We start from the raw sequence: 16,729 nt of genomic DNA, 5'->3' as shown, positions 1-16,729 counted from the left end.
TCAACGAGCTCCGGCTCAACAAAGCTATGGGAGACGAGGATGCGTCCGAATCATTCTGGCATCGGTGCGAGCCGAAATCGCGCCATCGCAGGCCTGCTCACATGTGCCGCGCTGATCGTTCCGGTCTCGCTGCGCGCAGACGAGGCGCAGCCGCTCCGCCTCTGCGCCGATCCGACCAATCTTCCATTCTCGAGCGATAGTCCGTCGCAACCGGGCTTCTATGTCGAGATCGGGCAGGCCCTGGCGCAGGCGCTCGGCCGGCCGATCGCCTATGACTGGTACAAATCCTATTTCGGCAAGCGCACCGTGCGCGTCACCCTGCTCGGCAAGCAATGCGACGCCATGATCGGGCTGCCGCGGTCCGAGGATTTCATGGGACCGGCCGTGATCTTCTCCAACGCGTTCGCGAAGCAGGGCTATGCCCTCGTGGCCGCCAAGGGGCAGGCGCTCGATGGCATCGACGGCCTCAAGGGCAAGCGCGTTGCCGTGCAGTTCGCCAGCACGCCGCAGAATCTGCTCGCGAGCCGCGACGACATCCAGAAGGTGACGGTGCTGTCGCCCGAGCAAGGCATGCAGGCGCTCGATCAGGGCAAGGCCGACGTCGCCTTCATCTGGGGGCCGGTCGCCGGCTGGCTGAACAAGACCAGCTACGGCGATCGCTATCAGATCCAGCTCACCGAGGGTGAGGGCCTGTCATGGGATGCGGCGATCGGCTTTGCGAAGACGTCCACCGAGCTGCGTGATCGCGTCGATGCCGTCCTGCCGCAGCTTCAGGGCACGATCGGCGCGCTCGCGGTGAAATATGGCCTGCCGACCGGCCAGCCGGCGCGCTTCGGTGCGACCCAGGCGATGCCGGCGGGAACGACGACCGGGACCGGACCCGGCGTGACGCAGACCGCCAATGTGGTGGCGACCGAGACCAAGGGGGACGCGGCCGCGCCGGCCGCCGAGGCCGTCGGCTCGGGCAAGGAGATCTTCAACGGAACCTGTGCGCACTGCCACGGCCCCGACGCGATCCAGAGCGAGCGGAAGATCGACCTGCGGCTGCTGCGTCACCGCTACGGCGACGAGATGCGCGAGAAGTTCTGGACGACCGTGCATGAGGGACGGCCGACCAAGGGCATGCCGGCCTGGAAAGAGGTCTTCACCGACGAGCAGTTCGACCACATCTTTTCCTTCCTGCTGACGGTCCAGTCCGAATCGAACGACTGAACGATCTTGACCGAACGCGATCGGGAGGATGTGGTAGCGTCCGTCCGGCATCATCCCGGCGCCGGACGGCTATCGCATGGATGTGCCGCTTCCGCTGCTGCGGTCGATGCGGGTGCGGTGCAGTGTTGGGAAGGCCCCATGACCAGCTTCCTGATCATCGACGATCATCCGCTGTTTCGCGAGGCGCTCGGCAATGCGGTGCGGCTGGCCTTGCCGGAGGCGCGGATCTTCGAAGCGATGTCGATCGGGGATGCCCTGCATATCCTGTCGGCCGGGGAGGGCATCGACCTCGCGCTGCTCGACCTCTCGCTGCCGGATGCGACCGGCTTCTCCGGCTTCCTGCGCTTGCGCGAGGCCTATCCGCGCCTGCCCGTCGCTATCGTGTCGAGCGAGGAGGATCAGCACGTCGTCCGCGAGGCGTTGGCGCTGGGCGCCGCCGGCTATCTGCCCAAGTCGACGTCGAAGCGTGAGCTGGCGCAATCGATCGAGGGTGTGCTGAGCGGATCGGTGTCGGTGCCGAAGGATTTCGTGGCGACGCCGCGGCGGCGGGCCGATGCCAGCAAGGCGCTCGAGGTCAAGCTGCGCGAGCTCACGCCGCAGCAGCTTCGCGTGCTCGACCTCCTGCGTCGCGGCTATCCGAACCGGCAGATCGCCCAGGAGCTTCAGCTCGCCGAATCCACGGTGAAGGCGCATATCACCGAGATCCTGCGCAAGCTCGGCCTGTTCAGCCGCAACAAGGCGATCATCGAGATCGGCAAGATGGAGCTGCCCGATCCGCGCAGCCGGCCTCATGCACGGGTCGATCGTGGCAGGCCGCAATGACGCGCGCTGTCGTCCTTGACCTGGATCAAGCCGGCGCCGCCCTGCTGAGCCATTCTCAGCATGTGCAATTCAACGTCGGCCCCGGCGGCATCTTGGGCAAGGTCTTCAGAATGGCTCATACGTGATGCGATTTCTGATCGTCGAGGACCATCCGCTGTTTCGCGAGGCGCTCGAGGGCGCGCTCCGGATGGTGGCGCCCGCGGCCGATATTCTTCAGGCGACCTCGATCGACGGCGCGCTGGAGCAGGTGGCGGCGACCACCGAGCTCGACCTGATCCTGCTCGATCTGTCGATGCCGGGCACCACGGGTCTTTCGGGCATCATCCGCATCCGCAAGGCGTTCCCCAAAATTCCCGTCGTCATCGTATCCGGATATCAGGATCGGCAGATCATCTCCGGCGCATTGTCGCTCGGCGTGTCCGGCTACATCCTCAAATCGTCGTCCAAGCAGGATCTGGCGCAATCGATCGGCGAGGTGCTGCGCGGCGCGGTCTGTGTTCCCGCCGCGTATCGCGGGCAGGTCCGCCCGCAGCGCGCGGCCGGCCCCGCGCAGGATCTCCTGAAGCGCCTGCACGAGCTGACGCCGCAGCAATTGCGCGTGCTCGAAATGCTCAAGCGCGGCCTGCAAAACAAGCAGATCGCCTTTGAGCTCAAGATCTCGGAGACCACGGTGAAGGTCCACGTCTCCGACATCCTGCGCAAGCTCAACGTGATCAGCCGCACCAAGGCCATCGTCGAAATGTCCAGGATCGATTTCGCGACGCTGGCAGGCGGGGGCACCGCGGCCGAGCGCGAGCGACCACGGCCGGACCAGCAGTGAGGCGATCCGCGCCTGGTTTGCCCTCCAGATTGAGAGCGCTCTGTTTCTGATTTCGATTGTAAATCATTGCCTTGAATGGATGTAAGATATTACCGCTACTGTGCATGGGGTTGTTTTCGCCATTTTTGTTGGGAGCCATGCGCGCTTGCCCCGCAGGCGGGGGGCGAAGGCCATCCGCGCGGGCTAGCTCAGCAGGAACGACAGCAGCGCCCGCATCTCGGCGGGCTTGATCGGCTTCTTCAGCACTTCGAGGCCGTGGCGGCTCGCGTCCTTCGCGGCCTTTTCGGAGTAGTCGGCCGTGATGATCATGGCCGGCGTGTCGAGCTTCAGATGCTGGCGGACGTCGGCGATGGCCGACAAGCCGCTCTCGCCGTGATCGAGATGGAGGTCGGCGATCACGGCATCGGGTGCGCCGCCGAGCTCGCTGAGGCGCAGCAGCGCATCCGCGGCCGAGCGCGTGGTCGCGACGTCGCAGCCCCATCCTTCCAGCAGCGCGGCCATCGCCTCCGAGCCGTTCGGGTCGTTCTCGATCAGCAGGATCTTGGCGCCTTCGAGCCCGCTATAGCGCCGCTCGGCGAGCTTGACCTCGTGCACCTCGTCGCTGACCTCGGCGAGGTCGGCGGGCTCCAGCTCCAGGGTGAAGGTCGATCCCCGGCCGACCTGCGACGACAGCCGCACCTCGTGCCCGAGCACGGTTGCGAAACGGCGGACGATGGAGAGGCCGAGCCCGAAGCCGGCCTGGTCGGTCGCGGTCGCCTCGCCGCGCTGGAATTCGCGGAAGATTGCCTGCTGCTGCGCCTGTGCAATCCCAGGCCCGGTGTCGGAGACCTGGATGCAGATGTGGTCGCCCCTCAGCCGGCATCCCATGACGACGCCGCCGTTGCGGGTATAGCGGATGGCATTGGCAAGCAGGTTCTGCAGGATCCGCCGCAGCATCATCGCATCCGACCTCACGGCGCGCGGCGAGGTGCGGATGCGCAGGGAAAGACCCTGCCGCGCCGCGACCGGCTCGAATTCGTTGCGGAGCTGTTCGAACAGGGGCGCCAGCGCAATCGCGCGCACGTCGGGCTTGAGCGCGCCGGCGTCGAGCTTTGCGATCTCCAGCAGCGACCGCAGCAAATCCTCCAGCATCAGCAGCGAGCGGTCGGCCTGGTCGATCAGCAGGCCCGCCTCCTGCGATTCCATCATCTCGGTCAGCGCCGACAGCGTCAGGCGCGCCGCGTTCAGCGGCTGCAACAGGTCGTGGGTCACCGAGATCAGCACCGATGATTTCAGCGAGCTTGCGGCTTCGGCCTGCTGCTTGGCGCGGTAGAGCCCTTCATTGGCGCGCTCGACCGAATGCAGCGCCTCGCGCAGCTGATGAGTCCGGTCGCGAACCTTGTGGTCGAGCGCAATGGCGGTTTCGAACAATGAAAAGGCGTTGAGCTGCTGGTCCATCGAGCGTTCGACGCGCGACATCAGCGCGGCATTGATCTTCTTCAGCTTCACCGCCTCGCGCCGCAGCTGGTCGACCGCATCAGGGCCCTGCAATATGTCCGTCACGACGGGCGCCTTCCGATCGCAACGCCGGTGAAGGTCTGGTTCACATGCATGGAGCCGAACTGCTCGCCATAGGTATGAAAACCGACGACCCGGTTCTGCCGGTACAGGTCGGACATGTCGCGGGCGAGCTGATGCTGCTCGGCGTCGAGCCGGCGAAGCAGGCACTCGAAGCCGATATAGAGCGAGACGTCTCCGATCTGGTCCCGGATCTCGGCGAAGGTGTCGCGGGTCGAGCCGACCAGGCTGCGCGACGTCGCCGCCGTCAGCACCATGCCCTCGTCGATGGCGCAGAAGAAATGTAAGGATCCGTCCGGCTCGACGCGCTGGATCGACCGCGCGTAATAGGCGCCGCCGACGCGCACCAGCACGGGGTGGGACGCGAAGGAGAACGGATCGAGCTTGGCGTCCAGGATCCCGACCATGCGCGAATATTCCTCGGCCGCGGGCTCCGCGTTCAGCTCCCTGACCGTTCGATTTTCGATGTCGGCTTCGGTGACCACCATCTTCTGCGGGCTCGGCTCGAAATTGTCGCACTTGAAAGCCCGGAACGGCAGGGAGGTGTTCAACAGGATCAGGAGGGCGGCGTTGGTGTGTGCCTTGCCGTCGCAGAACACCCAGGTCTTCTCGAAGCGCATCCCGTCGCCTGCGGACCCGCCGACGACCGGGATGTCGTCGAGCGAGGCATAGATCGCGGACATCACCGCCTCCTCGCGGCGGCACAGGCCGTCGATCAACACCAGGCCGAAGGGATTGCCGCGATCGACTTGCGGGGTGATCCGCAACAGCTCGTGCCGGAGCTCGCCGCCGATCCTGCGGCCGTCCTCGACGCGGAAGCTGTCGAGGTTGAGAATGGGCCGCACCGCGGCGGAGAAGTCGGCACGGCTGAACGCCAGCGCCACGACGCTGTTCTCGTCCCAGCCGTCAGGGGCGAGCTCGCCCGCGGTCGTGCAACCGCAGACCTGAGTCTCGTCGAATTGCCGGGTGATCTCGGCGATGAAGTGATGAGGGTCGTAGCTGGGCGAGAGGAAGACCAGGATCAGCGCCAGCTCGTCGGATGGGAGCTGGGCGGCGAGCTCGGCCACGGCTTCATCGACGCTCGCAGCCTTCGATTTGGCAACGGCAACGCCAGACGCACCGCCAAACCGAAAATCGGTTTGCCCCACTCCGTTTCTCCCCTCGAGGACCAGCCTGGTCTAACGCCAAGTGCCTGATAAGTGCCCGACAAGTCTTCAAAGAATAAGGCGTTTTCCGGTTAGCCGCAACACGGCGCCCCACGGGTTGGTAAGGCTGGTCGCGCGCGAGGGGCCGGAAACTCTCTCCACCCGGGGTGCAGGCCGGACGGATTTACCACCCCTTGACGTTTCTGCCTTAATTTTCCGCACGCGTTCGGAAAGGGCTGCTTCCGGGCCGCGTGATCGTTGCAAGAACATAAGGTTGGGGGTGGGAATGTCCGGGCGTATCGCGTCGCCGTCTAAGCGCACCATATTTCCGACCCTCAGGTTCCGCGCCAAAATCATCCTGGGCTTTGCCGCAGTGCTGGTGATCTCCGCCGGCAGCATGGCTTTCGCCTATTTCGGCTTCGAGCGGGTCTCCTCCGGGGTCGGGTCCTACCGCACCAGCGTTTCGGAGGCCGACCTCGCCCGCAACATCGACCGCGAGCTGCTCGCCTATCGTTCGTCCGCCCGCTACTTCGTCGTCACCGGCAAGGAAGATGACGCCAAGGCGGCGCTGGAAGCCGAGGCCAGCCTGAAGAACGCTATCGACCAGGCGATCAAGGGCGCCAAGCGGCCGGCGCGGCAGGAGAGTCTCAACAAGCTCGCCAAGGAGTTCTCGAACTTCTCCGCGACGTTTGCAAAGATCCTGCAGGCCAAGCGCGACAGCGCCCTGCTGGTCCAGAACCAGCTCCAGCGCAATGCCAACCTCCTGAAGTACAAGCTCGACGATATCGGCAACAACGCCTCCGACGCAGAAGCGCAGGCGATCGAGTTCGGCACCAAGCAGGTCAATGCCCAGTTCCAGACTGCGAGTTCGGCCGCGAGCAATTTCATCCTCAACTCCGACCAGGCGGTGGCGACAAGCGCGCTGGCGCGACTGAAGTTCGTCGAGAACTCGCTGGGCGCGGTCTATTCCATGGACGACAAGATCGTCGCCGGCTTGAAGGATGCGAAGGTGCTGCTCGCGGCCTATCGCGACGCGCTGGAGAAGCTGATCGCCAACGCCAAGATGGTCGATGAGCTCGTGACCGAGATGAGCGGCTCGGCTGGTGCGATCCTGCAAGGCGCGACCGCAATGAAGGCGGACCTCGTCGCCGAGCAGCAGCGGCTGGATACGGAATCGGAAGCGACCATCGGGCAGACCGAGCAACTGGTGCTGATGCTGGCCGTCGGCGGCACGCTGTTAGGTGCGATCCTCGCCTTCCTGCTCGGCACCGGCATCTCGCGTCCGATGATCGCGATGTGCAAGGCGATGCGCGAACTCGCCTCGGGCAATTTCGACGTCGTGCTGCCGGGCCTCGGCCGCAAGGACGAGATCGGCGAGATGGCCGGCGCGGTCGAGGAGTTCAAGGTTCAGGCCGTCGCCAAGGCCGAGCGCGATGCCGCTGCCAGCGAAGCCCAGAACAAGGAACTGGCCACCGCCCGCCGCTCCGAGCTGATCCGCTTTGCCGACGACTTCGAGAGCGCCGTCGGCGCCATCGTCTCCAACGTCTCGGCTTCGGCCGTGCAGCTCGAATCGGCCGCGTCCACGCTGACCCGCACCGCCGAGACCACGCAGAGCCTGTCGAGCCAGGTCGCCGGCGTCTCGGAGCAGGCCTCCAGCAACATGCAGTCGGTCGCCACCGCGACGGAAGAGCTCTCGGCCTCGGTCGAGGAGATCGGCCGCCAGGTGCGCGATTCCAGCCGCATTGCGGAAGCTGCGGTGGTGCAGGCCAAGGAGACCGACGGCCGCATCGGCAAGCTCTCGCATGCCGCCCAGCAGATCGGCGAGGTCGTCAAGCTCATCACCGCGATCGCCGAGCAGACCAACCTGCTGGCGCTCAATGCGACCATCGAGGCGGCGCGCGCCGGTGAAGCCGGCCGCGGCTTTGCGGTGGTCGCGAGCGAAGTGAAGTCGCTGGCCAGCCAGACGGCGAAAGCAACCGACGAGATTTCCTCCCACATCACGGGCATGCAGGGCGCCACAGCCGAGTCGGTTGCCGCGATCAAGGAGATCGGCGCCACCATCGGCCAGATCTCGTCGATCTCGACGTCGATCGCGAGCGCGGTCGAGCAGCAGGGCGCCGCGACGCAAGAGATCGCGCGCAGTGTCCAGACGGTCGCCCAGGGCACCCACGCCGCCGCCACCGACATTGGCCAGGTCAACCGCGGCGCCGCCGAGACCGGCTCGGCTTCGGAGGAGGTGTTGAATTCGGCCAAGACGCTGTCATCCGAAAGCACGCGTCTTCGCGCCGAGCTCGACCGCTTCATGGCAAATATCCGGGCGGCGTAAGGCTCGGACTTCTCCCCTCTCTCCACCGTCGTCCTGGCGAAAGCCAGGACCCATTACCCCGAGAGCCAGCTGGGCAAAGACCGGCAACTACGAGTCATCGCCAAACCACGCCCTGTGGTAATGGGTCTGGATCAGCGCTCGCTCGTCCGGGACGACAGCGGAGATTGGTGCCGGCCTTCAATTTGTAGCGGCGCGAGAAAGCGCGCCTTGACATTTGCCCGCGTCACCGAACCGCAAGTTGCGACGCCGCAAATTTACCGCCGCTTATCCTTTGCCAATTACCGTGCACACGAGTCGGGAAGCGGGCTGCTTCCGGGCTGCGCCTGGTTTTCCGCGAATGGAATGGGGTGGGGGAATGTCCGTCAAATCCAAGCCGAACACATCGAAACTGCCAACCTTGCGTTTTCGCGCAAAAATCATCCTCGGCTTCGTGGCGGTGCTGGCCATCCTCGCGGTCAGCATGGCTTTCGCCTATTTCGGCTTCGAGCGGATCCAGGCCGCCGTGGCCTCCTACCGGACCAGCGTGGCGGAAGCGGATCTCGCGCGAACCGTCGACCGCGAGCTGATCGCCTATCAGGGGCTGGCGCGGGCCTATACGCTGACCGGGGCGACAGACGACGAGACCGCGGCCAAGGCGGCCGAAGAGAATCTGAAAGCGGCGATCGCCAAATCGACGTCCGCCACGACCGGCGCCGCGCGCCGCGAGCAGGTCGGCAAGCTCGAGGCGGAGTTCCAGCGCTTTACGAAGGTATTCGGTGAGATCATCACCCTGACGCGCGAGAACAACAAGATCGCGGCCGATGAGCTCAACAGCGTCGGCAACAAGATTCGCTTCAAGTTTGACGACCTTGCCGATACCGCGGCGCTCGCCGGGCTCGCCTCGGTCCAGACCACGGCCAAGGACGTCACCTCGCAATATCTTGCGGTCTCCACCTCTGTCGGCGCCTTCGTCGCCAAGCCCGAACCGAAGACCGCCGACGGCGTGATCGCCCGCATCAAGTTCCTGGAGACCCTGCTGGTCTCGATCTATGCCAACGACCAGAAGATCACCGACCGCGTCACCGAGATCAGCAACCTGCTGAAGCAGTACCGCACCTCCTTTGCCAAGCTGACCGAGAACGTGAAGGTCATCGTCAAGTCGAACGGCGAGATGACCAAGACGGCCGCGTCCATCCTCAAGCTTTCGAGTGAGCTGCGATCGGACCTGACCGCCGATCAGCAGCGCATCGAGGCCAGCGCCAATGCAACGATCGGAGAGACCGAACGGCTGATGCTGATGCTGGCGCTGGGCGGCCTGGCCATCGGCGCCGTGCTCGCCCTGATGCTCGGCAACGGCATCTCGCGTCCGATGATCGCGATGTGCAAGGCGATGCGCGAACTCGCCTCGGGCAATTTCGACGTCGTGCTGCCGGGCCTCGGCCGCAAGGACGAGATCGGCGAGATGGCCGGCGCGGTCGAGGAGTTCAAGGTTCAGGCCGTCGCCAAGGCCGAGCGCGATGCCGCCGCCAGCGAAGCCCAGAGCCGGGAGCAGGCCGCAAGCCGCCGCTCCGAGCTGATCCGCTTTGCCGACGATTTCGAGAACGCCGTCGGCGCCATCGTCTCCAACGTCTCGGCCTCGGCCGTGCAGCTCGAATCGGCGGCGTCCACGCTGACCCGTACCGCCGAGACCACGCAGAGCCTGTCGAGCCAGGTCGCCGGCGTCTCCGAGCAGGCCTCCAGCAATATGCAGTCGGTCGCCACCGCGACGGAAGAGCTCTCGGCCTCGGTCGAGGAGATCGGTCGCCAGGTGCGCGATTCCAGCCGCATTGCCGAGGCCGCCGTGGTGCAGGCCAAGGAGACCGATGGTCGCATCGGCAAGCTCTCGCATGCCGCCCAGCAGATCGGCGAAGTGGTCAAGCTCATCACGGCAATCGCCGAGCAGACCAACCTGCTGGCGCTCAATGCCACCATCGAGGCGGCGCGCGCCGGTGAAGCCGGCCGCGGCTTTGCGGTGGTTGCCAGCGAAGTGAAGTCACTGGCCAGCCAGACGGCGAAGGCCACCGACGAGATTTCCTCCCACATCACGGGCATGCAGGGCGCCACCGCCGAGTCGGTCGCCGCGATCAAGGAGATCGGCGCGACCATCGGCCAGATCTCGTCGATCTCGACGTCGATCGCGAGCGCGGTCGAGCAGCAGGGCGCCGCGACGCAGGAGATCGCGCGCAGTGTCCAGACGGTCGCCCAGGGCACCCAGACCGCAGCCACCGACATCGGCGAGGTCAATCGCGGCGCCGCCGAGACCGGCTCGGCTTCGGAAGAGGTGCTGAATTCGGCCAAGACCCTGTCATCCGAAAGCACCCGCCTCCGCGCCGAGCTCGACCGCTTCATGGGGAATATCCGGGCGGCGTAAGGCTCGGACTGCGCCACTCTCTCCGCTGTCGTCCTGGCGAAAGCCAGGACCCATTATCCCAGGGAGCAGTCGTTGCGCGAGCAGCCAGCCGCAAGTCTTCGCCAAACCACGTCCTGTGATAATCGGTCCTGGATCAGCGCTCGCTCCGCTCGCTTGTCCAGGACGACGGCTGGTTTTTCGCTGTGCCGTCTAAGTCTCACTCCCTTCCAAACGCCCGCTTCAATTCCACCTTCGCCTGCTCCAGCCGCGCCCGCTGTGTTTTCGGCAGCGTCTTGCCGGCACGGTTGATATAGAACGTCAGCATCGACAGCGCCGAACGATAGGCGCCGGTCTTGCGGCGCGAACTGTGCTCGGCCGAGCGCTTCAGCGATGCTGCGATCTTCTTCGGACTCGTGAGCGTGAATACGCCGCGCTTGAGATCGAGCGCGTCGCTCTCCTTGGTCACACGTTGCGACCAGCGCTTCGGCGTCGCGCGTTTCGCGCTCTTGCGCACGCTGGTCTTCCTGCTGCGCGCAGCTGTTTTGCGAGAATGTGTCGTCTTTCTGACGTGAGCCATGCGTCAACTCCCTGCGGCTCCTTCGGAAACGGACGGCGTTGGAGGCCGTTCCTGCTGGAACCGGCGCTTGCCGCAGACGTTGTCGCAGGTGGCAGGCGGAATGCCGCACCCCGATGATCGGTTCGCCCCTGGCCACATCATGTGAACCGGGGTCGCTTCCATTGGTCAGACCCAGCAACGCGATGGAATTGCAGCAAAGCCAAGCGCTGAATTATGGACCTGCTGTCTCGGCGGTCGCGACCGATCGCATCATCGAGACCAGTATTCCCTCACGTCTCGATGCGCTGCCGTGGAGCGGCTTTCACACCCGGGTCGTGCTGGCGCTCGGCATCACCTGGATCCTCGACGGGCTCGAGGTGACACTCGCCGGTGCGCTTTCCGGCGCGCTGAAGCAAAGTCCCTCGTTGCAATTCTCCAATCTCGATCTCGGCATTGCCAATTCAGCCTATCTCGCCGGCGCGGTGCTCGGCGCGCTCGGTTTCGGTTGGCTGACCGACCGCATCGGCCGCAAGAAACTGTTCTTCATCACGCTCGCGCTTTATCTCTCCGCGACCGCTGCGACCGCACTGTCGTGGGATATCGCGAGCTACGCGCTGTTTCGTTTTCTCACCGGCGCCGGCATCGGCGGCGAATATACCGCGATCAATTCGACCATCCAGGAGCTGGTGCCGGCGCGCTATCGCGGCTGGACCGATCTCGTCATCAACGGCAGCTTCTGGATCGGCGCGGCCATGGGCGCGGTGGCGGCCATCGTTCTGCTGGATCCCGCCTTGATCGGCCCCGATCTCGGCTGGCGCCTCGCTTATCTCATCGGCGCGAGCATCGGCCTCGTCGTGCTGTTGATGCGGATGTGGATCCCGGAAAGCCCGCGCTGGCTGATGATCCACGGGCGGCCCGATCAGGCCCACGCCATCGTCGACGAGATCGAGCGTTCGGTGATCGGACACGACCAGGATGCGAGCGACCGACGCTTCACCAGGATCCGGCTGAAGATGCGCGATCACACGCCGATTCGCGAGGTCATGCACACGCTGTTCACGGTCTATCGCCAGCGCGCGCTGGTCGGCCTCGTCCTGATGGGCGCGCAGGCTTTCTTCTACAACGCCATCTTCTTCACCTTCGCGCTGGTGCTGACCGATTTCTACGGCATCAGCGCCGATCATGTCGGATGGTATCTGCTTCCCTTCGCCGCCGGCAATTTCCTCGGCCCGCTGCTGCTCGGCCGCCTGTTCGACACGCTCGGACGGCGCGCGATGATCATGTTCACCTATGGCGCGTCGGGCCTGCTGTTGGCGCTGTCGGGCTATCTGTTCTCGATCGGGGCGCTCAGTGCGCAAGGACAGACCATCGCCTGGATGGTGATCTTCTTCTTTGCCTCGCCCGCCGCGAGCGCGGCCTATCTCACGGTCAGCGAGACGTTTCCTTTGGAAGTCCGCGCGCTGGCGATCGCGGTGTTTTACGCGGTCGGCACCGGTATTGGCGGCGTCATCGGCCCGGCGCTGTTCGGCGCGCTGATCGACACGGGATCACGCACAAGCGTGTTCGCCGGCTATTTGCTGGGGGCATTCCTCATGATCGCGGCCGCGATCGTGGCGTGGCGCTACGCCGTCTCCGCGGAACGCAAATCGCTCGAACAAATAGCGCGGCCGCTGGCCTTTATGGAGTAGACTATGAAATCGGAACTTGCGGAAATGGCAGTGGACCAGAAGCGCACCATGCCCGTTGACGACGATGTGCCGGAAACGGTGCCGGTGCCGCATGCGCTCGTGCCACATCTCGACGAGACCGCGATCCTGCTCGACATCGACGGCACGCTGCTCGACCTGATGCCGACGCCGCGCGAAGTGTGGGTGCCGCCGGGCCTGTCGGAGACGCTCAAGCGGCTGGTGGAACGCACCTCCGGGGCGTTGGCGCTGGTCAGCGGCCGCTCGCTCAACGACATCGACTTGATCTTCGCGCCCGACGTCTATCGCGCCGTCGCCGGCCACGGCGCGGAGATGCGGCTGTCGGTGGACAATGAAGTGGATGATGTGCACGCGCCGCCGCTGGACAAGGAGTTGAAGCGGCGGCTCGCTGCGATCGCAAAGCTCAGTCCGGGCATTCTGCTCGAGGACAAGGGCTATTCGCTCGCGCTGCACTATCGCCTCGCACCGCATGCGGAGAAGGCGATCTTCGAGGCTGTCTCGCTGATCCGCGCCGATCTGCCCAATGCGCCGATCGAGGTGCTGCCCGGAAAGTTCGTCTGCGAGATCAAGCATTCCGGCTTCACCAAGGCGACCGGCGTGCACGAGTTGATGAAGCACGAACCGTTCAGGGGACGGCGTCCACTGTTCATCGGCGACGACGTCACCGACGAGACCGTGTTCGCGATCATGCCTGACATGAACGGGCTCGCTTTTTCGGTGGGCCGCCGTGCCATGGGTGTGAATGGTCACTTCGATGCGCCGAGCGATGTGCGCGCGTTCCTCGCGCGCCTGCTCGATCCGAGGTGAAACAAAGGCAGCGCCACGCTGCAGACATAAAGGCCGTCGGCGCAGCGCCCTAGCGTGCAGCGATGCATGCCGTGCAATAGTACCAAAATGACTGTCTTTGCAGTAGGTTCCGCAAGCGAAACCAGTTCCAACGTGCGCGCCTGACTTTGGTTTCATTTCGTGGAAATGATGACAGGAACCATATTGATGAACGCCAGTTAAACGGGGTGGAATGAACAGGAGGGGACGACCTGTGAACTTAGTCGTCGTTTCGAATCGTGTTGCGCGCGGCAAACCCAACGAGCCCATGACGGGCGGCTTGGCTGCGGCATTGCTTCCCGTTGTGGAACATTCGGGTGCCATCTGGGTGGGGTCTTCCGGCCGCGTGCGTGACGGCCATCAGAAGGAGCCGTTTGCCGAGATCGAGGCGCTGGGTTCGGGCGCGATTGCGACGCTGGATCTGCCGGCGGCGCATTACGGCGGCTATTACGAAGGTTTTGCCAATTCGGCGTTGTGGCCGGCGCTGCATTCGCGCAGCGATCTGATCCGCGTTTCGCGCGAAGACTATGTCAGCTATCGCGAGGTCAACGCCTTCATGGCGCGCGCCTTGATGCGCTTCCGTAAACCCCGGACCGCATTCTGGGTGCAGGACTATCATTTCCTCGCACTCGGTGCGGAGCTGCGCGATCTCGGCGTCGACGATCCGATCGGCTTCTTCCTGCACACGCCGTGGCCGGTGGCCGCGGTGACGCAGGGCGTACCCAATCATCGCGAACTGATCACGGCGATGCTCGCCTACGATCTCATTGGCTTCCAGACCGAGGAGGATCGCCAGAATTTCCTCGGTTATGTCGCCGGCGAGCTCGGTCTCGTCATCGATGATGGTGTTGTGCTGTCGCAGCACGGCCGCACCCGCTGTGAAGTCTTCCCCATCGGCATCGATGCGGAGAAGTTCGCGCAGTATGCCGCCAAGTCCGCCTCGCATCCGGATGTGTCGCGGCTGCGCCGCAGCCTCAACGGCGAGCGTCTGGCGATCGGTGTCGACCGGCTCGACTATTCCAAGGGCCTCGTCAACCGCATCAGCGCGTTCGACCGGCTCTGGACCGAGCAGCCGCAATTCTTGCGCAGCATCTCGCTGCTCCAGATCGCCAATCCTTCGCGCGGTGCCATCGAGGCCTATGGCAATCTTCAGAACGAGGTCGCGCGTCTCGTCACCGACGTCAACGGCCGCCACGGCGAGGTGGACTGGACGCCGATCCGCTATCTCAACAAGGGCTTCAGCCAGGCCGTGCTCGCGGGGCTCTATCGCACCGCGCAGATCGGTGTGGTGACGCCGCTGCATGACGGCATGAACCTCGTCGCAAAGGAGTATGTCGCCGCGCAGAACCCGGCCGACCCCGGCGTGCTGGTGCTGTCGAAATTCGCCGGCGCGGCGAATGAGCTCGACACGGCGCTGCTGGTCAATCCGCACGACATCGACGCCATGGCACGCGCGATCGCGATCGCCGCCGCGATGCCGCTCACCGAGCGCAAGATGCGCTGGGACGCGATGATGAAGAAGCTGCGCGGCCACACCATCCAGCAATGGTCCGCCGATTTCGTCGCCGAGCTCGAAAAGTGCCGGATCGAGAAGGCCGCCGTCGCCCCGCTCGCAGCCCAGCCCCCGCAAGCGCTGCGCTGGTTGAAGTCGGCGATCTCGGGCGTGCGGTTGATTTAGCTTCCGTGAAGCTCGCTCTGATCTTCCCCCCTCCCACGAGGGGGGAAGGAAGAGATCGTCAATAGCAATACGACACGCCATCCAGAATCGCGCATTGCCGCTTGTTCGGCGCGTTGGGATCGTCCAGCGGCACCATGCCCTTGCCCTGGCCGACGAACACGCCGGGCCCGACATGCACCGAGCTCTTGTTGCCGATGATCACGCTCGGATGCGGCGACGAACTCGAGCGCGTCCCGTCCGGCCAGATAATGGCATCGCCCGAAAGCACCCCGCGCCGCCCGTCGTCGCAGCTGACGTCAACCCCTTGGCGGGTGCAGACCTGAGCCAGGGCCGGCCCGGCAAAGGCGGAGCCAAGGGCCGAAATCAGGCCCAGTGCGGCGATGGTCTTGCGGATGGTCATGGCGCCCCCGGTCGTGTTTGGCATTCTCAAATGAATCGTCGCGCCAAACCCGTCCTGGGTTCAGCCGGCAGGCGGTTCCAAAACAGCCGCCGGCGCCAGATATTGTCATTTAAATACAACATCTTACGGAAAATTCACCCGATTTTCTCGCGGTCTCTTGCAAAATCGCCGGCGCCCCTTCAAGAGAGGGCGCTCCGGAGAGATGGCCGAGTGGCTTAAGGCGCACGCTTGGAAAGCGTGTGTGCGGGAAACCGTACCGTGGGTTCGAATCCCACTCTCTCCGCCAGATCTTATGGCGACTCGTCCTCTCAGGCGCCGTAAAGGCGCAAATTTCCATCATTGGTGATCAGCCGGACCTGCACATCTGGCCGCGTGGCCGCTATGTCGCCAATCTGCGACGCAGGCATCAGGCTAAAGGCGGTCGAAAGCGCATCCGCCTCGGTGGCGGTCGGCGCAATGACGCTGACGGTCCGATAGAGCGCAGGGCTCCGTCCCGTCCGGGGATCGAATAGATGCGTGAACCGGCCCGCCGGATCGAAGCGGAAGCCCGCGCCCGCGGTGGTCGCGACCGCCCGATCAATGAGGTCGATGGTTTCCGTGAGCGCGCCGGCTCTGTCCGGATCGGAAAGGCCGACGCGCCACGGCGTCCCGTCCGCGCGCGCTCCGAGCGCGCGGATCTCACCCATGTTGACGAGGGTCGTCGACAACCCGCGGGCGCGCAAGACATCCACGACACGGTCGGTGGCGTATCCTTGGGCGATGCCGTTCAGGGTGATCGCAGCGCCATGTCTGAGGAGCGCCACAAGCTTTTCGCTTACGCGCAGGCCGCTGCTGCCCACCTTCGCGAGCGCCTCCGCCAGCTTCCCGGCCGGCGGACCGCCGGGATCCGGATTCTCCGACGAAAAGTGTGCGGCATAGAGCTGCCAGAGCGGCTGGACGGTGGGATCGAAGGTGCCGCCGGTAAGGTCGGAGAATTGCAGCGAGGCCTTGAGCAGCGCGACCATGTCGGGCTCCGGTGCGACAAGGATGCCACTCCGGTTGAGGGCACAAATGGCGGAATCCGCCCGGTACAGGCTGAACTGCCCTTCGAGTCGTCTTACCTCAGTCAGGCAATCCTGAATGATCCTTTCCGCCTCCTCCCGATCGGGATGGAAGATATCGATCGACACCTGCGCGCCGAGCGCCGATCCGCGCCAACGCACTGCCCCGGTCGAGGACGCGTGTCCTCCGCCGGAAAGAAACGCCGAGCCTGCGGTCGCGGCTGCGATGGTGATCATGCGCCGGCGCGTGAGATTTGCTGGTGCCATCGGAAGC

At 64.8% G+C, this 16,729-nt stretch carries 14 protein-coding genes and 1 tRNA gene; 10 read left to right on the top strand and 5 right to left on the bottom strand.

Annotated features, from left to right (window positions below):
- Positions 1 to 39 precede the first annotated feature (39 nt).
- The 4 genes from BJA_RS01665 (at position 40) to BJA_RS01655 (ending at position 2,854) form a co-directional block, all read left to right on the top strand.
- On the top strand, positions 40 to 1,212 hold the full coding sequence (locus BJA_RS01665) for a c-type cytochrome (protein WP_038967450.1): 1,173 nt from the start codon (positions 40 to 42) through the stop codon (positions 1,210 to 1,212).
- A gap of 138 nt (positions 1,213 to 1,350) precedes the next feature.
- A complete protein-coding gene (locus tag BJA_RS01660; RefSeq protein ID WP_011083163.1) occupies positions 1,351 to 2,034 on the top strand; it encodes a response regulator transcription factor in 684 nt (227 codons plus the stop codon).
- Positions 2,031 to 2,159, top strand: a complete 129-nt coding sequence (locus BJA_RS43535) for a hypothetical protein (RefSeq protein WP_271556299.1) — start codon at positions 2,031 to 2,033, stop codon at positions 2,157 to 2,159. The genes BJA_RS01660 and BJA_RS43535 overlap by 4 nt, the downstream gene beginning before the upstream one ends.
- Positions 2,159 to 2,854: a response regulator gene (locus BJA_RS01655; protein WP_049832585.1), complete on the top strand. Its 696-nt coding sequence runs from the start codon at positions 2,159 to 2,161 to the stop codon at positions 2,852 to 2,854. The genes BJA_RS43535 and BJA_RS01655 overlap by 1 nt, the downstream gene beginning before the upstream one ends.
- A gap of 183 nt (positions 2,855 to 3,037) precedes the next feature.
- On the opposite strand, the gene BJA_RS01650 is transcribed toward BJA_RS01655, so the two are convergent.
- Together BJA_RS01650 and BJA_RS01645 are read right to left on the bottom strand one after the other, a co-directional pair.
- Positions 3,038 to 4,396: a hybrid sensor histidine kinase/response regulator gene (locus BJA_RS01650; RefSeq protein WP_011083161.1), complete on the bottom strand. Its 1,359-nt coding sequence runs from the start codon at positions 4,394 to 4,396 to the stop codon at positions 3,038 to 3,040.
- Positions 4,393 to 5,559 carry an FIST N-terminal domain-containing protein gene (locus tag BJA_RS01645; protein WP_011083160.1) on the bottom strand — a complete coding sequence of 389 codons (1,167 nt, stop codon included), beginning with the start codon at positions 5,557 to 5,559 and terminating at the stop codon, positions 4,393 to 4,395. The genes BJA_RS01650 and BJA_RS01645 overlap by 4 nt, the downstream gene beginning before the upstream one ends.
- A 283-nt stretch (positions 5,560 to 5,842) precedes the next feature.
- Between BJA_RS01645 and BJA_RS01640 the strand changes: the two genes are divergently transcribed.
- Both BJA_RS01640 and BJA_RS01635 read left to right on the top strand, forming a co-directional pair.
- On the top strand, positions 5,843 to 7,882 hold the full coding sequence (locus BJA_RS01640; protein ID WP_063921594.1) for a methyl-accepting chemotaxis protein: 2,040 nt from the start codon (positions 5,843 to 5,845) through the stop codon (positions 7,880 to 7,882).
- Between the two features lie 355 nt (positions 7,883 to 8,237).
- Entirely contained in the window at positions 8,238 to 10,271 is a 2,034-nt protein-coding gene (locus BJA_RS01635) for a methyl-accepting chemotaxis protein (RefSeq protein ID WP_039186345.1), read from the top strand.
- A 196-nt stretch (positions 10,272 to 10,467) separates the two neighbouring features.
- On the opposite strand, the gene BJA_RS01630 is transcribed toward BJA_RS01635, so the two are convergent.
- Entirely contained in the window at positions 10,468 to 10,827 is a 360-nt protein-coding gene (locus BJA_RS01630; protein ID WP_011083157.1) for a DUF3175 domain-containing protein, read from the bottom strand.
- Positions 10,828 to 11,009: 182 nt separating this feature from the next.
- On the opposite strand from BJA_RS01630, the gene BJA_RS01625 reads away from it, so the two are divergent.
- The 3 genes from BJA_RS01625 (at position 11,010) to BJA_RS01615 (ending at position 15,015) form a co-directional block, all read left to right on the top strand.
- Positions 11,010 to 12,494: an MFS transporter gene (locus tag BJA_RS01625; protein WP_028175325.1), complete on the top strand. Its 1,485-nt coding sequence runs from the start codon at positions 11,010 to 11,012 to the stop codon at positions 12,492 to 12,494.
- Positions 12,495 to 12,497: 3 nt separating this feature from the next.
- Entirely contained in the window at positions 12,498 to 13,319 is an 822-nt protein-coding gene (otsB, locus tag BJA_RS01620) for a trehalose-phosphatase (protein ID WP_011083155.1), read from the top strand.
- 232 nt (positions 13,320 to 13,551) lie between these two features.
- Positions 13,552 to 15,015 carry a trehalose-6-phosphate synthase gene (locus BJA_RS01615; RefSeq protein WP_028175323.1) on the top strand — a complete coding sequence of 488 codons (1,464 nt, stop codon included), beginning with the start codon at positions 13,552 to 13,554 and terminating at the stop codon, positions 15,013 to 15,015.
- Positions 15,016 to 15,073: 58 nt separating this feature from the next.
- Here BJA_RS01615 and BJA_RS01610 read toward each other — a convergent pair whose 3' ends face one another.
- Complete coding sequence (locus BJA_RS01610) at positions 15,074 to 15,415, bottom strand: hypothetical protein (RefSeq protein ID WP_038966690.1); 342 nt, start codon at positions 15,413 to 15,415, stop codon at positions 15,074 to 15,076.
- 196 nt (positions 15,416 to 15,611) lie between these two features.
- On the opposite strand from BJA_RS01610, the gene BJA_RS01605 reads away from it, so the two are divergent.
- Positions 15,612 to 15,701, top strand: a tRNA-Ser gene (locus tag BJA_RS01605).
- A 22-nt stretch (positions 15,702 to 15,723) separates the two neighbouring features.
- Here BJA_RS01605 and BJA_RS01600 read toward each other — a convergent pair.
- Positions 15,724 to 16,722, bottom strand: a complete 999-nt coding sequence (locus tag BJA_RS01600) for an FAD:protein FMN transferase (protein ID WP_011083152.1) — start codon at positions 16,720 to 16,722, stop codon at positions 15,724 to 15,726.
- Between the last annotated feature and the right edge of the window lie 7 nt (positions 16,723 to 16,729).

This window comes from Bradyrhizobium diazoefficiens USDA 110 (assembly GCF_000011365.1).
Taxonomy (GTDB): domain Bacteria; phylum Pseudomonadota; class Alphaproteobacteria; order Rhizobiales; family Xanthobacteraceae; genus Bradyrhizobium; species Bradyrhizobium diazoefficiens.
Note: the sequence above shows the minus strand (reverse complement) of the source record. Positions and strands in the feature narration are given on the sequence as shown.

Excerpts from the sequence above, each read along its gene's own strand:
- BJA_RS01665 (WP_038967450.1), top strand. The coding sequence starts at position 40 with ATGCGTCCGAATCATTCTGGCATCGGTGCGAGCCGAAATCGCGCCATC.
- BJA_RS01660 (WP_011083163.1), top strand. The coding sequence starts at position 1,351 with ATGACCAGCTTCCTGATCATCGACGATCATCCGCTGTTTCGCGAGGCG.
- BJA_RS43535 (WP_271556299.1), top strand. The coding sequence starts at position 2,031 with ATGACGCGCGCTGTCGTCCTTGACCTGGATCAAGCCGGCGCCGCCCTG.
- BJA_RS01655 (WP_049832585.1), top strand. The coding sequence starts at position 2,159 with ATGCGATTTCTGATCGTCGAGGACCATCCGCTGTTTCGCGAGGCGCTC.
- BJA_RS01640 (WP_063921594.1), top strand. The coding sequence starts at position 5,843 with ATGTCCGGGCGTATCGCGTCGCCGTCTAAGCGCACCATATTTCCGACC.
- BJA_RS01635 (WP_039186345.1), top strand. The coding sequence starts at position 8,238 with ATGTCCGTCAAATCCAAGCCGAACACATCGAAACTGCCAACCTTGCGT.
- BJA_RS01630 (WP_011083157.1), bottom strand. The coding sequence starts at position 10,827 with ATGGCTCACGTCAGAAAGACGACACATTCTCGCAAAACAGCTGCGCGC.
- BJA_RS01625 (WP_028175325.1), top strand. The coding sequence starts at position 11,010 with ATGGAATTGCAGCAAAGCCAAGCGCTGAATTATGGACCTGCTGTCTCG.
- otsB (WP_011083155.1), top strand. The coding sequence starts at position 12,498 with ATGAAATCGGAACTTGCGGAAATGGCAGTGGACCAGAAGCGCACCATG.
- BJA_RS01610 (WP_038966690.1), bottom strand. The coding sequence starts at position 15,415 with ATGACCATCCGCAAGACCATCGCCGCACTGGGCCTGATTTCGGCCCTT.
- BJA_RS01600 (WP_011083152.1), bottom strand. The coding sequence starts at position 16,722 with ATGGCACCAGCAAATCTCACGCGCCGGCGCATGATCACCATCGCAGCC.